The 14618-nt window shown below is 51.5% G+C and carries 13 protein-coding genes; 7 read left to right on the top strand and 6 right to left on the bottom strand.

The genetic code is table 11. The features are described from left to right. Window positions 1-46 precede the first annotated feature (46 nt). The 3 genes from CLC91_RS06200 (at window position 47) to CLC91_RS06190 (ending at window position 4970) form a co-directional block, all read left to right on the top strand. Entirely contained in the window at window positions 47-1633 is a 1587-nt protein-coding gene (locus CLC91_RS06200; protein ID WP_095500160.1) for an AbgT family transporter, read from the top strand. Window positions 1634-1808: 175 nt separating this feature from the next. Next, window positions 1809-3647, top strand: a complete 1839-nt coding sequence (gene typA, locus CLC91_RS06195; RefSeq protein ID WP_095498126.1) for a translational GTPase TypA — start codon at window positions 1809-1811, stop codon at window positions 3645-3647. Window positions 3648-3752: 105 nt separating this feature from the next. Beyond that, window positions 3753-4970, top strand: coding sequence for a Bcr/CflA family multidrug efflux MFS transporter (locus CLC91_RS06190; protein WP_095500159.1), 1218 nt, complete (start codon window positions 3753-3755; stop codon window positions 4968-4970). A 2-nt stretch (window positions 4971-4972) separates the two neighbouring features. Here CLC91_RS06190 and CLC91_RS06185 read toward each other — a convergent pair whose 3' ends face one another. Together CLC91_RS06185 and CLC91_RS06180 are read right to left on the bottom strand one after the other, a co-directional pair. Then, entirely contained in the window at window positions 4973-5356 is a 384-nt protein-coding gene (locus tag CLC91_RS06185) for a nitrous oxide-stimulated promoter family protein (protein ID WP_095500176.1), read from the bottom strand. A gap of 121 nt (window positions 5357-5477) precedes the next feature. Then, window positions 5478-6959, bottom strand: coding sequence for a protein adenylyltransferase SelO (locus tag CLC91_RS06180; RefSeq protein ID WP_095500158.1), 1482 nt, complete (start codon window positions 6957-6959; stop codon window positions 5478-5480). A gap of 138 nt (window positions 6960-7097) precedes the next feature. On the opposite strand from CLC91_RS06180, the gene CLC91_RS06175 reads away from it, so the two are divergent. The 4 genes from CLC91_RS06175 (at window position 7098) to CLC91_RS06160 (ending at window position 9470) form a co-directional block, all read left to right on the top strand. After that, entirely contained in the window at window positions 7098-7394 is a 297-nt protein-coding gene (locus CLC91_RS06175) for a DUF3630 family protein (protein WP_095497680.1), read from the top strand. Next, window positions 7394-8398: a serine/threonine protein kinase gene (locus tag CLC91_RS06170; RefSeq protein ID WP_095497681.1), complete on the top strand. Its 1005-nt coding sequence runs from the start codon at window positions 7394-7396 to the stop codon at window positions 8396-8398. Before CLC91_RS06175 ends, CLC91_RS06170 begins: the two co-directional genes overlap by 1 nt. 69 nt (window positions 8399-8467) lie before the next feature. After that, window positions 8468-9079 (top strand): thiol:disulfide interchange protein DsbA/DsbL, encoded by a 612-nt coding sequence (locus CLC91_RS06165; protein WP_095497682.1) that lies wholly within the window; start codon window positions 8468-8470, stop codon window positions 9077-9079. A 199-nt stretch (window positions 9080-9278) separates the two neighbouring features. Beyond that, a complete protein-coding gene (locus tag CLC91_RS06160) occupies window positions 9279-9470 on the top strand; it encodes a DUF1107 family protein (protein WP_095498129.1) in 192 nt (63 codons plus the stop codon). A gap of 33 nt (window positions 9471-9503) precedes the next feature. Here the strand turns inward: CLC91_RS06160 and CLC91_RS06155 are convergent, their stop codons facing one another. The 4 genes from CLC91_RS06155 to acnD form a co-directional block, all read right to left on the bottom strand. Further along, complete coding sequence (locus CLC91_RS06155) at window positions 9504-9737, bottom strand: cell division protein ZapB (RefSeq protein ID WP_095497683.1); 234 nt, start codon at window positions 9735-9737, stop codon at window positions 9504-9506. Between the two features lie 86 nt (window positions 9738-9823). Beyond that, window positions 9824-10816, bottom strand: coding sequence for a phosphotransferase (locus CLC91_RS06150; RefSeq protein WP_095500157.1), 993 nt, complete (start codon window positions 10814-10816; stop codon window positions 9824-9826). Further along, a complete protein-coding gene (gene prpF / locus CLC91_RS06145; protein WP_095500175.1) occupies window positions 10807-11997 on the bottom strand; it encodes a 2-methylaconitate cis-trans isomerase PrpF in 1191 nt (396 codons plus the stop codon). The genes CLC91_RS06150 and prpF overlap by 10 nt, the downstream gene beginning before the upstream one ends. A gap of 4 nt (window positions 11998-12001) precedes the next feature. Continuing rightward, entirely contained in the window at window positions 12002-14605 is a 2604-nt protein-coding gene (gene acnD / locus CLC91_RS06140; protein WP_095500156.1) for a Fe/S-dependent 2-methylisocitrate dehydratase AcnD, read from the bottom strand. Between the last annotated feature and the right edge of the window lie 13 nt (window positions 14606-14618).

Raw genomic sequence — 14618 nt, 5'->3', positions numbered from 1 at the left:
TATCTTGCTCGGCCAAATAAGAACATCTCAATAAAAAGAGGGCTTAATGAATACTGCTGCATCAACCTCTTCTACAGCGAACAAAGGATGGTTTAACCGCTTTCTAGCGGGCGTAGAATTTCTAGGAAACCTGTTACCTCATCCCATCACTTTATTTGCTACTTTCGCCGTTGCTGTGGTGATTTTCAGTGGTGTTGCCGATTATTTCGGTTTAAGTGCCATCGACCCTCGCCCCGTTGGCGCTCCCGGTCGAGCTGAAGATGGCGTTATCGAAGTGGTGAGCTTGTTAAGTGCCGAAGGCTTGCAGCGTATCGTTACCGGGCTGGTAACCAACTTCACCGGTTTTGCGCCTCTAGGAACCGTATTGGTGGCCTTGCTCGGTGTGAGTGTGGCCGAGCACTCCGGCCTGTTATCGGCGGCTATGCGCGGTATGGTAATGGGTGCTTCGAAGCGTTTAGTCACCTTTATGGTGGTGTTCGCTGCTATTCTTTCAAACACCGCTTCTGAGCTGGGTTACGTGGTGTTGATTCCATTAGCGGCAATGATTTTCCACAGCTTAGGACGTCACCCCTTAGCCGGGTTAGCGGCGGCCTTTGCCGGCGTCTCCGGCGGCTACAGCGCTAACTTGTTACTGGGTACCATTGACCCGCTGCTTGCCGGTATTACCACACCGGCGGCGCAAATGATTGATCCCACCTATCAAGTAGGGCCTGAGGCAAACTGGTACTTCATGATGGTGTCGGTTTTCTTGGTGGCGTTTCTGGGCACCTGGGTGACCGAAAAAATCGTAGAGCCGCGTCTGGGCACATACGACCCCAGTGAAGCGTCTGAAGATTTGTCGTCGAATCAAGTGCAGCATCTTACTGACAACGAAGTGCGCGGATTAAAGTGGGCCGGCGTTGCGTTTTTAGCCACCTGCTCGGTATTGGCTCTGACAATCGTTCCAGAAAATGGTGTGTTGCGTCATCCAGAAACCGGCGCGGTAGCAGGATCGCCATTCCTTAAAGGGATCGTGGTGTTTATTTTTGTGACCTTCGCTATTCCCGGATACGTGTATGGTCGCGTTGTGGGTACCATGAAAACCGATCGCGACGTGATTGACGCCATGTCCAAGAGCATGAGCTCTCTGGGCATGTACATAGTATTGGTATTCTTTGCCGCTCAGTTTGTGGCCTTTTTTAGCTGGACTAACCTAGGCACCATTTTAGCCATTAACGGCGCGGCCTTATTAGAGGCGCTGCACCTGACGGGGCCTGAAGTCTTCGTTGGCTTTATCTTCTTATGCGCTTTGGTGAATCTAAGCTTAGGATCGTCGTCTGCGCAATGGGCGGTCACGGCACCGATATTTGTGCCTATGTTGATGTTGATTGGCTATGCCCCTGAGACCATTCAAGCGGCTTATCGTATTGGTGATTCGGTGACCAACCTAATCACGCCGATGATGAGCTATTTTGGACTGATATTGGCAGTGGCTACTAAATATAAGAAAGACATGGGCATTGGTACCTTGGTGGCAACCATGTTGCCGTACTCCATGATCTTCTTTGTTGGTTGGGTCGCCTTGTTCTATATCTGGGTGTTTGGCTTTGGTTTGCCAGTAGGCCCTAATTCACCGATTTACTACCAGCCGTAAAACGCTGCGCTATAATTCTCAGCAAAATGAATTCAGGGTAAGGGTCTAGGCTCTTACTCTGAAGTTATCTTTTTCAGCCGTAATCGGCTATACTCTGCGCAAATTTTGACAGCCGTCAGCCAATTTCCCTTGAAATTGGGTTCCACTACTCATTGCAGAGGCCACTTTGACAAGTATTAACAATAGCGATATCAGCAAGTTACGCAATATCGCCATCATCGCTCACGTTGACCATGGTAAAACAACTTTGGTTGATAAATTGTTGCAACAATCCGGTACTTTAGACGCGCGCGCCGATATTGACGAGCGGGTTATGGATTCCAACGATCTCGAAAAAGAGCGTGGCATTACCATCTTGGCCAAAAATACCGCCATTAACTGGAACGACTACCGCATTAATATCGTGGATACCCCAGGACACGCCGACTTCGGTGGTGAAGTAGAGCGGGTTATGTCGATGGTTGACTCGGTACTTCTGATTGTTGATGCGCAAGAAGGGCCAATGCCGCAAACCCGCTTTGTGACCCAAAAAGCATTCGCTCAAGGGCTAAAGCCAATCGTTGTTATCAACAAAATTGACAAGCCAGGCGCTCGCCCAGATTGGGTGATGGATCAAGTGTTCGATTTGTTCGACAACTTGGGTGCTACCGATGAACAGTTGGATTTCCAAGTGGTTTATGCCTCGGCCATTAACGGTTGGGCTTCTCACGAAGAAGGCGTTGAAACGGATAACATGAACGCCTTGTTTGAAACCATTGTTGAGCAAGTGCCGGCGCCAAGTGGCGACGTCGAAGGTGCTTTCCAAATGCAGATTTCGCAGTTGGACTACAACTCATACGTAGGTGTTATCGGTGTTGGTCGTGTTACCCGTGGTAGCGTTAAGCCTAACCAGCAAGTCACCATTAACTGTGCTAATGGTAATACCCGCAACGGTAAAGTGGGCACGGTACTGGGCTACTTAGGGCTCGAGCGCCACGAAGTGGACAGCGCCAAAGCCGGTGACATTATTGCCATCACCGGGCTTGGTGAGCTTAAGATTTCCGACACCATTTGCTGTCCAAGCGAAATTGAGCCATTACCGGCCTTGTCGGTTGATGAGCCAACGGTCACTATGACCTTCCAAGTAAACACCTCACCTTTCTGTGGTCAGGAAGGTAAATACGTGACGTCTCGTAATATTCTTGAGCGTTTAGAGCAAGAGTTGGTGCACAACGTGGCCTTGCGCGTGGAAGAGACCGACGACCCAGATAAGTTCCGTGTATCCGGGCGTGGTGAGCTGCACTTAGGCATTTTGATTGAAAACATGCGCCGTGAAGGCTACGAGCTAGCAGTTTCGCGTCCTGAAGTGATCATGCGTGAAATCGACGGCGAAATGCACGAACCTTATGAAACCGTCACCATTGATGTGGAAGAAGAGCATCAAGGTTCCGTGATGGAGAAAATGGGTATCCGTAAAGCCGAGTTAACCGACATGGCGCCGGATGGCAAAGGCCGTATTCGTATGGACTTCATCATGCCAAGTCGTGGTTTGATTGGCTTCCAAACCGAGTTCATGACGCTGACCTCGGGTTCCGGTTTGATTTACCATACCTTCTTGCAATACGGCCCCCATAAAGGTGGTGAAATTGGCCAACGCCTAAACGGTGTGTTGATTGCTAATGCCACCGGTAAAGCCTTGACCAACGCCTTGTTTAACCTGCAAGAGCGCGGTCGTTTGATGATTGGTCACGGTGTTGAAGTATACGAAGGCATGATCATCGGTATTCACAGTCGTGACAACGATTTAACCGTGAACGCCCTAAAAGGTAAGCAACTGACCAACGTTCGTGCCTCGGGTACCGACGATGCGCAGGTGCTAACGCCGCCAATTAAAATGAGCCTTGAGCAAGCGCTTGAGTTCATTGATAACGATGAATTGGTGGAAGTGACCCCAGAAAGCATTCGCATTCGTAAGAAGTTATTGACTGAAAACGAACGCAAACGCGCTGGTCGTGAAGCTAAAAAACTCAGCTAACGAGCGAGTTGCTTAGCGCTAAAAAGGCTGTCGGTGGACAGCCTTTTTTTGTTGCTGGGCTTATTAGTTGACCCTAATAATACTCGAGTGTAACCTTAGCGGCGTATGACTCACTCAACTGCAGGTGACGCTCGCTCACCGACTTTAGCATTCATCTTGATGTTAGGTGCCCTTGGTGCCTTGACGCCCCTAGCCATTGATATCTATTTGCCGGCCATGCCCATGATTGCCGATAGCCTCGGCGCGGCGGCGGGCACTATTCAGATGACCTTAACCGCCTATGTCACTGGCTTTGCTATTGGGCAGCTGTTTTACGGCCCCATTAGCGATGCACTGGGGCGACGACCGGTGTTAATGCTAGGACTGGTGGGCTTTATTGCAACATCGCTGCTGTGCGCCTTGGTTAACGACGCCCAGTGGCTGGTGCTGGTGCGAGTACTTCAGGGGCTATCCGGCGCGGCCGTGTCGGTGATCATCATGGCCTTGGTTAGGGACTTGTATGAGCGGGAAGACTTTGCCCGCACCATGTCGTTCATTACCTTGGTGGTGACGCTAGCACCCTTAATTGCCCCCATTTTGGGAGGCTACATTTCGGTTTGGTTGGGGTGGCGCGCCATTTTTTGGCTGCTGATGCTGGTGGCCATGATCATCATGCTGGTATCGTGGTGGCGAGTTCCGGAAACCTTAGCGCCGCAAAATCGACAACCCTTGCAGTTTCGCGCAACCCTTAAAAACTATTCCCGCTTACTGGGCAGTCCTGCGCCCATGGCCTTGGTGTTTTCCGGCGCCTTGTCGTTCAGTGGCATGTTTACCTTTTTAACCGCCGGCCCTTTTGTTTACATCAATTTGTTCGGGGTGTCGGTAGAGAACTTCGGTTACTTTTTTGGCGCCAACATCGCCTGCATGATGCTGATTACCAGTGCCAATGGCAAATTGGTGAAACGCTTGGGCATTCACGCCATGCTCAGGTTTGCTTTGACCCTTAAAATCATCGCCGGCTTTGGCTTATTTAGCGCATGGGCCTTTGATTGGGGGCTGTGGGGCGTGGCGCCCTTTGTTACCTTATACATAGGCACCATATCTGTGATTGGCAGCAATTCCATGGGAATCATTCTTAGCGACTTTCCTAACATGGCGGGCACCGCTTCGTCGGTCACTGGAACCTTGCGATTTGGCACCGCCGCCGCCATTAGCGCTTTAGTTGCGGCCTTGCCACAAGCGGCGTGGCCCATGATCTTAGTGATGGCGCTGTGCAGCTGGCTTGCCGCTATTTTGTATTGGCTGTCGTGCTACTTGTACCGCTATCAAAAGCAACCCAGCTAAGTTCAGTCAGCGCTGTTGGACTGGGCTTTATGACGCGCCGAGGCACCTTTAGGCGGCTTGGCTGGCACCGGACGTCGCTCAGCCAGCAAATGGCGAATGGCCATAACCGGATGATGAATCAACATCCGCGGCCCGGCAAAACGCATGATGGTTTTTGCTTTGGCGCGCATGTCGGGTTTATAGCAATGAATTGGGCACTTGGCGCAGGTGGGTTTGTCTTCGCCATAAGGACAGCGCACCAACTTCTTGTGCGCAAACGCCAAGAATTGCTGGCACTCTTCACAAGGCTGGCTGGAGTGATGAGCCTTGCAATAAATGGCCACCATGGCTTCTATGGTTTTATATTCCTTAGCTAAAACGCCGTCTAAACTTGGTTCGTTGGCCATGATAAATCCTACAAAACTGCTCGGGTATTGCTGAATTTCACCACGCATTGATAACGGATGCCAATTTAGCTCGACAAACTATGAGCTAAAGCACAAATTTTTTCGCAGTTCACTGTGACGGTTAGGTACCACAAAAGGTTTGAAAACCTTGTTCCGCCAAGGCATCCGTTGCTTGTACGAAATGGGCGGGATGCTCGCTGTCATAAGGCGCTTTCACTGCTGCTAGCAGTGTTTGGAAGGCTTGCAAATCGCCCTCATCCACCGCACTTTGCAGCGCTTGCTCCAGCAAATGGTTGCGGGGGATCATCACAGGGTTTTGCCGCCGCATGAATTGATAAACCTCGGCTGGCGTCAGGCTTTGCTGCAAAGATAATCGTTGTTGCCATGAAGCTAACCACGGCCGCAGCGCTTCATTGACGGTTGCAGCAGGATCCTTCGTGTCAGTGCGGTCAGGGTTAATGAATTCGGTTAACTGGTTAAAGCTGTTGGTAAAGTCCAGTTCATGGGTTTGCATGGTGTCGAGCAGGGTTTTAATCAAATCAGCATCAGCATCAGCCTCGGTGGCCGCCTGCAAGCCAATTTTGTGGGCGAAGGTCTCTAAAAATGCCGTTTCAAAGCGCTTGGCGAACTGCGCTAACAGGGCTTGCGCTTTCTCAAGGGCTAGCTCGGGTGATGCGTCGAGTATCGGTAATAGGGTTTCGGCTAAGCGAGCCATGTTCCATTGGGTGATTGCCGGCTGATTGGCGTAGGCATAGCGCCCTTGTTGGTCAATGGAGCTAAATACCCGCTGCATATTAAGGCTGCCCATCATGGCGCAGGGGCCATAATCAATGGTTTCGCCGCTAATGGCACAATTGTCGGTATTCATCACCCCATGAATAAAACCAACCCTCATCCAATGACTGACGGTGTTGAGCTGGCGTTCCATTACTGCTTCAAGAAACTGCAGGGCTCGCTGTTCAACATCGCCTTGTATGTGGGGGTAGTGGCGTTCAATGGCGAAGTCCAGCAGTTGAATCAGTGCCGCTTGGTCAAGATGAGCGGCGGCAAATTGGAAGGTGCCGACCCGCAAGTGGCTGCTGGCCAGCCGAGTCACCACGGCACCGGGCAAGGCTTGCTCTCGATATACTGCCTCGCCGGTGGCTACTACACTTAGGCAGCGACTGCTGGGGACGCCTAAAGCCGCCAGTGCCTCGCTCATCAGATATTCCCTAAGTGCCGGCCCTAGGGCGCAACGACCGTCGCCGCGTCTGGAATAGCGGGTCGTACCTGAGCCTTTAAGCTGTACGTCCATCAAGCCGAGTTGGCTGTCTACGGTGCCCAGCAGATGAGCGCGCCCGTCGCCTAGGTTGGGATTAAAATGGCCAAATTGATGGCCGCAATAGGCTTGCGCTATCGGCTCACAATCGTCAGCCAGTTGATTGCCACTAAAAAGGTTAGCCTTTTCAGGAGAGCTTAAGCCGCTAAATGGGTCGTTATCGAACATGTGTTCAACCAAGGATTGGTTCCACAGCAGCAACTGAGGAGCGCTGACCGGCGTCGGCGCGACCCGCTGGAAAAATGCGGAATCAAGTTTGGTGTAGCTTTGACTGAAAGACAACATAGTGTACTAAGGCATTCCTGTTAATCATGAAACTCGCTTATAAAACGCTTGCCAGAGTGATTTCGACCACCTTATGATGCAAAACAATTTTTGAAAGCGCTTCGCTGTCAGTATTGAACAAAGGCTGGGTATTAGGCAATGGCTATTAGCGGTCACATCGATAACGACCACGGTGTTCTTATTTTAAGCGGCAACTTGCCGGATTTTGATGGCTTCGACGACTTTGCACAGCGCTTGTTGGCAGCCCTTGATATTCGCATAGTGAGCAAAGCCTTTGGTGCCGATAGGCATCAGTGGCAGCTGGAGTTTGAGGGCACAGAGCTTACCTTGCACTTTGAGCTATACAGCGGCAGTATTTGGTTTGAGCTTAAGGATAGCTCAGAGCCACAACTGCTATCCTATTTCGCCACTATCATCCAACAAAGTGAGCTGTAATGATTGAATCCGCCAGTGACTACGGTGAACTCACCCCCGATCTCATTATTAACGCCATTGAGTCGCTGCAGATCTATCCAGAAACCGGCTTGCTGCCGCTCAATAGCTATGAAAACCGTGTTTACCAATTTCGTTGCGACCGCCAACACAGATACGTGGTCAAGTTTTATCGTCCCCAGCGCTGGAGCGACGCTCAAATCCAAGAAGAGTTGGATTACGCCATAGAGCTCGCTGAATTTGAGGTGCCGGTGGCGACACCGGAGCGCCATCAAGGCCAATTGTTGCATCATTATCAGGGCTATCGCTTTGCGTTGTTCAACTCCATGGGTGGGCGCACTTTTGAGGTGGATAACTTTGACCAGCTGGAAGCGGTCGGGCGCTTTATTGGTCGCATTCATCAGCTTGGGCGCAAACAGGCGTTTAAGCATCGGCATTCGGTGAACCTTGACGAGTTGGTGCTGTCTCCCTGCCAATGGCTGCGCCAAAGTAAGCGGGTGCCCACGACCCTTGAAACCGCCTATTTTACTGCGCTTGATATACTGCAAGAGCAAACGGTGGCGGCTTGGCAACAGTGGCATAAAGAGCACGCGGTTGAGACTGTGCGGCTACACGGTGACCTGCACCCGAGCAACATTCTGTGGACGGACGACGGTCCGGGGTTTGTGGATTTAGACGACGCGCGACAAGGTCCGGCGATTCAAGACCTGTGGATGATGCTAAGTGGAGATCGAACTCAGCAGCAAATTCAGTTAGATATTCTCGCCGAAAGCTATGACGAGTTTAGCGATTTTCCCAAACATCAACTGGCGTTAATCGAGCCACTTCGAGCCATGCGCATGATGCATTATACGGCGTGGTTGGGTAAACGTTGGCAGGATCCGGCCTTTCCACGGAACTTTCCATGGTTTGCCGAGGACAAATACTGGGAACAACAAATTTTAGCGATAAAAGAGCAAATCGCTGCATTAAATGAAGATCCGATAAGGTTACCGGGGCAATTCTAACTGAGCTCAAGTTGTGGTAGCCTGACACACACTATTGATGATGCTTTGAAATCGAACGAAGGAAGATACATGAAAAAGCTAATGGCGTGCTTAGTTGCACTGATGATGGTTCCTATGGCTGCGTTTGCAGACTTTAAGGAAGGCGTTAACTACGACATTATTAATCAAGGCAAAGCGACCGCAACCCCAGAAGTTCGGGAGTTCTTTTCGTTTTACTGCCCGCACTGTTACACCTTTGACAAAGGTTACATTCCAACCCTAAAAGCTAAGCTTAAAGAAAGCAGCGTTCCATTGAAGCAAAACCACGTTGACTTCATTGGCCGTGAAATGGGTGTAGAAATGAGCAAGGCGTTTGCAATCGCCGAGCAGCTTGGTGTGTTAGAGCGCATTAAGCCTGCGATGTTTGCCGCCATCCACGATTACAAGCGCCCGCCAGCGACTGCAAAGCAAATTCGCGATTTGTTCATCGCCAATGACGTCAAACCTGAAGATTACGACAAAGCCGCTTCAAGCTTCATGGTGCAAACGCAACTGGCGCAAATGGAACAGCGCACTAAGAACGCTAAAATCTCAGGCGTACCAACTTTTGTAGTAAACGGTAAGTACCGCGTTAACACCCAATCCATCAAAAGCTTTGAAGAGCTGACTGACTTGATTATGTATTTAACCAAGAAAGATTAGTTCTAATGTTGAGTTGAAAAACGCGCTGTTAAGCGCGTTTTTTGTTTTTGTAACTAAAAATGTACTAACAGAATATTTTGGAATAGTTGCGCATTTCTTATATCAAAATAATTTAAAAAAGTGGGGAGCATCCGACCAGTTTCGAGGTCTGAATAGAGGACAATAATGTCTCTAATAATGAATGAGCTGGGAGGGCCCTTTGAGAAAGTTTCCTGTATTTGCGCCTAAACTCATTGCCAAGCACGCTAAGATCTTTTTAAACGGCGTGATTTGGGTAAAGCATCTGGGATTGCTGCGATTTGAGCAAGGACGATTTTTAGTTAAGGCCAATGATTCGCTGAAAATTAAACAAGCCGTGCGGGTGCTTAACCAACAACTTCAACCGGATTAAGCACACAGACAGTCACATAATGAAAGAGGCACTTTACAGTGCCTCTTTTACTTCTTGGTTAATGCGGTCGAGCATGGTATTCACTTTGGAATTCCACTGCTGCAATTGCTGCTCTAATTCTTGTTTTTGTTCAACCAACTGTTGCTGCTCTTGCTTAAGCTGCGCGTTGTTTTGACGTTCTTCGTCTAGCTCCATTTTAAGAAGCTCTATGGTGTCTAACGCCGCTTGCACTTTTGACTCGAGTTGGCTTAGTAATTCTAGGCTCATGGGTTCTCACATTGGGTTACTGTCGTATGTGCCCATTCTAACAACAAGGCTTGCCAATAAAAGCCTTATTTTCGGTGTTCGCTTAATTAACCAGCGATTTGTGCCAGTGCTTGCGCCGTTTGGCGCTCGCTGTAGCCGCTCAGCTTCCAGTGATCGGGGCTCCAGCCTTTTAAAAAGCGGCAAAAATCCGCCCAAGCAAAGCAATACAGTGCCCGCCAATTGGCCTCTATGGGAGTAGGTGATAGTTGCGGATGATAGTGCTTTAAGCGTTGCCCGAAGGTGGTGAAGTAATGCTCCAGTATTAACGCTTCCAGCGCCTCGCATTGCTCATCGTTCAAAACGCTGCTAATAAAATAGGCCAAATCCACCACGCCCACGCCTTGTCCCACGTACTGAAAATCCACGGCAGCGGCTCGGGTGCCGGAGGGCGTAAAGCAAAAGTTGGCCAGTTTGGCATCGCCATGGATCAGCGTTTGATAAGGGCTTTGTATGAGGGTGTTGGCAATGGCTTGGGCATGCTGCTTAAGTGGCGAGTCGGCCATGGCTTGATGTTCATCGGGGCGAGTGGCTAAATGCCAGTAGCTGCCTTGCGTCCATAACCCTTCACCGCTGTTATTGAAAAACTTGGCGTGAAAGCTGGCCAACCATTCGATCACCGCCAGCACATGCACCAGCTCGGCGTCGCTAATTACTTGGCTGAAACCCAAATTATTAAGATCCTCTAGTACTAACAGCAATTGCTCTGGGCTCGATTGTGCCAGTAGGCATTGTGGCACCGGGCAGTGGTTATCGGTGAGCGCTGCAAACTGCTGATACCAATGGGTTTCGATTTGGTAAGAGGTTAATTTGCGCTGATGGGAGCGTTGTGAGCTCCAGCCTCGCGGGTGTTGTGGCAACTGTTGCGGAAGTTGCTGCCAGTTGACCTGCTTAACGATAACGCTGGGCAAGGTAGCGCCGTCTAAGCGCACCCGCAACAAGGCGCCGTAACCGCTCCACAGCGACTGTAGGGTGCTGATGTCGCTAATGGAGCGGGCTTGAGTTAGCTCAAGCAACGCCTGTTGATGGGCCGCTACCAGCATTTTGGGACGCGCACCCAGCCTTCCATAAGCACCCGTGCAGAGCGGCTCATGATGGCTTTATCAATGTGCCAACCGCTGGTTGACTCATGGGCTTTGGCGCCCACTTTAAGGGTGCCGGAAGGGTGGCCAAATACAATGCTGTTGTCTGCTTTATTGCTCGCAGAATTAGCAGCTTGGTGCACCAGAGTGCCCGGCACGGCTGCTGCAGCGGCAATGGCCACGGCGGCGGTGCCCATCATGGCGTGATGCAGCTGCCCCATGGACATGGCTCTTACCAGCAAATCAACGTCATGGGCGTTAACGGCTTTGCCACTGGAGGCTTGATAGTCTTGTGGAGCTGCCACCCAAGCAAGCTTAGGGGTATGCTGGCGGGTTTTCGCTTCCTCCAAGCTGCTGATCAAGCCCATTTGCAGGGCGCCTTGGGCTCGCAAACGCTCAAGCTTTGCTAGGGTGTCGCGGTTGCTATTAATCTCCCCTTGTAACTCGCAACCGCTAAAGCCCAGCTCGGCGGCGTTAACGAATATGGTGGGTATGCCGGCGTTAATAAAGGTTGCGTTTATTTCGCCAAAATCGTCGCTGTGAATGCGGTCCACTAAGTTTCCGCTGGGAAACAAGCGCGCATCGGCGGCTGAAGGCGATACAAACTCCACCTGCACCTCGGCGGCTGGGAAGGTAACCCCATCCAGCTCAAAATCCCCCAACTCCTGCACCAGCCCATCACGCATTGGCACCTTAGCTATGATGGTTTTAGCAATGTTGGCTTGCCAAATGCGCACCTCGGCAATGCCGTTGCGAGGCAGCTTACCTGAGCTTATAAGCCCTTGGGCGATGGCAAAAGCCCCCACCGCGGCGGTTAAATTGCCGCAGTTGCCGCTCCAATCGACAAAGGCTCTGTCGATGGCCACTTGGCCGAACAAATAGTCGACATCGTGGTCTGGCTGTTGGCTCTTTGAGACTATCACGGTTTTGCTGGTGCTGGAGGTAGCTCCTCCCATGCCATCGGTTTGTTTGCCGTAGGGATCGGGGCTGCCAATAACGCGCAGCAGCAAGGCATCTCGTGCCGGACCTGGTTGTTGCGCTTCAACAGGCAAATCGTCCAGGGCAAAAAATACCCCTTTACTGGTGCCGCCCCGCATGTAGGTTGCGGCAATTTTCAGTTGGCTTTGCAGCGCCTGTGTCATGAGCTTACCCCGCATTCGCTTCTAAAAAGTCTTGGGCAAAGCGCTGTAGCACGCCACCGGCCTCGTAAATGGCCACCTCTTCGGCGGTATCCAGTCGACAATGGGCGTTAATGCTCAGTACTTCGCCCGTTTTGCGAGTAATCTGGACTTGAAGGCTGGCACCGGGGGCGCGCTCGCCAATCACATCGAAGCATTCGCTGCCATCAAGGCCTAGGGTGTTGCGATTAACGCCTGCTTCAAATTGCAAGGGTAACACACCCATACCGACCAAGTTGGTGCGGTGGATGCGCTCAAAGCCTTCCGCCAAAATCGCTTGCACGCCGGCAAGGCGCACGCCTTTAGCGGCCCAATCTCGCGATGAGCCTTGGCCGTAATCGGCGCCGGCGACAATGATTAACGGCTGGCCGCGGTCCATATAGGTTTCAATGGCTTCCCACATGCGAGTCACTTGCCCTTCAGGCTCTACTCGAGCTAATGAGCCTTGCTTAACTTGGCCATTCTCTTTCACCATTTCGTTAAACAGCTTAGGGTTGGCAAAGGTGGCCCGTTGTGCGGTTAAGTGATCGCCGCGATGGGTGGCGTAGGAGTTAAAGTCTTCTTCCGGCAAGCCCATTTTGGCCAAGTATTCGCCGGCGGCACTGCTGGCTAAAATGGCGTTGGATGGCGAGAGGTGATCGGTGGTGATGTTGTCACCTAAAACCGCTAAAGGTCGCATGCCTTTGAGGCTGCGCTCACCTGCCAATGCCCCTTCCCAATAGGGTGGGCGGCGTATGTAGGTGCTTTGCTCGCGCCAGTTATACAAAGGTGAAGTATTGTTGCCATAGTCGACTTTTAAATCGAACATGGGCTCATACACCTGTCTAAATTGCTCCGGTTTAACTGCGTCGTTAATAATGGCGTCGATGGCTTCATCGCTTGGCCACAGATCTTTAAGGGTAATCGGCTTGCCTTGGCTGTCGTGGCCCAGCACGTCCTGCTCAATATCAAAGCGAATGCTGCCGGCAATGGCGTAGGCAACCACCAGTGGCGGTGACGCTAAGAACGCCTGTTTGGCGTAGGGGTGAATGCGGCCATCGAAATTGCGATTGCCTGACAATACAGCGGTGGAATACAGGTCGCGATCCACAATTTGCTGCTGAATGTCGGCATCTAAGGCGCCACTCATGCCGTTACAGGTGGTGCAGGCGTAGCCGACAATGCCAAAGCCTAGGGCTTCGAGCTCGGTGAGCAGCCCGGCTTGCTCTAGGTATAAACGCGCCACTTTAGAGCCCGGTGCAAAGGAGGTTTTAACCCAAGGTTTGCGAGACAGGCCGAGTTCGTTGGCTTTCTTTGCCACTAACGCCGCCGCAATCACGTTGCGCGGATTTGAGGTGTTGGTACAGCTGGTAATGGCGGCAATGATCACCGCACCGTCTGGCATGTTATCCCGGGAATCGTTATCGCTGTTGCGAGCTTGGGCGACGCCTTTGTCGCTCAATTGCGCCGTGGCGAGTCGGCGATGCGGGTTGGATGGACCGGCCATGTTGCGACAAACGCTGGATAAATCAAAGTCCAGCACTCGTTCGTATTGCGCTTCGTTAAGGGCATCGGCCCACAGCCCAGTTTGCTTAGCATATTGCTCCACCAAAGCCACTTGCTCAGGCTCGCGCCCGGTGAGGGTTAAATAATCGATGGTTTGCTCATCAATGTAGAACATGCCGGCACTGGCGCCGTATTCTGGGGTCATGTTGGAAATGGTGGCTCTGTCGCCAATGGTGAGGCTTCTGGCGCCGTCACCGAAAAATTCCAAATAGGCAGACACCACTTTTTGCTCTCGTAAGAACTCGGTGATGGCCAGCACGATATCGGTGGCGGTAATGCCCGGTTGACGCTCGCCACTAAGCTTTACCCCCACAATGTCAGGCAGGCGCATCATCGAGGCCCGTCCCAGCATCACGCTTTCCGCTTCTAAGCCGCCCACGCCAATGGCGATAACGCCTAGGGCATCAACGTGCGGTGTGTGACTGTCGGTGCCCACACAGGTATCGGGAAAGGCAACACCGTCGCGCGCTTGAATGACCGGCGACATTTTTTCGAGGTTAATTTGATGCATAATTCCGTTGCCAGCAGGAATCACATCAACGTTTTTAAAGGCCGTTTTTGTCCACTCAATGAAATGGAATCGGTCTTCATTACGGCGATCTTCAATGGCTCGGTTTTTGGCAAACGCCTGTGCATCATAGCCACCGTGTTCCACCGCTAGAGAATGATCCACAATTAACTGAGTCGGCACCACAGGGTTCACTTGCGCTGGATCACCGCCTTTATCGGCAATGGCATCGCGCAAACCGGCCAAATCCACCAGTGCGGTTTGGCCTAAAATGTCGTGACACACCACCCGCGCTGGGTACCAAGGAAAATCCAAATCCCGCTTGCGATACACCAGTTGCGCTAACGCATCGTTTAGTTGATTCGGTTGGCAGCGTCTTACTAAGTTTTCCGCCAGCACCTTGGCGGTATAGGGCAGCTTAGCGTAGGCGTTGGCTTCAATGGCATTAACCGCCTGTTCAGCATCAAAGTAGTCTAAGCCACTGTTGCCCAGCGGCTTTCTATAAAGGGTATTGTTCATGTTGTCGCCCTAC

Origin of the sequence: Paraferrimonas haliotis (assembly GCF_002282895.1) — a bacterium.
Taxonomy (GTDB): Bacteria; Pseudomonadota; Gammaproteobacteria; order Enterobacterales; family Shewanellaceae; genus Paraferrimonas; species Paraferrimonas haliotis.
Note: the sequence above shows the minus strand (reverse complement) of the source record. Positions and strands in the feature narration are given on the sequence as shown.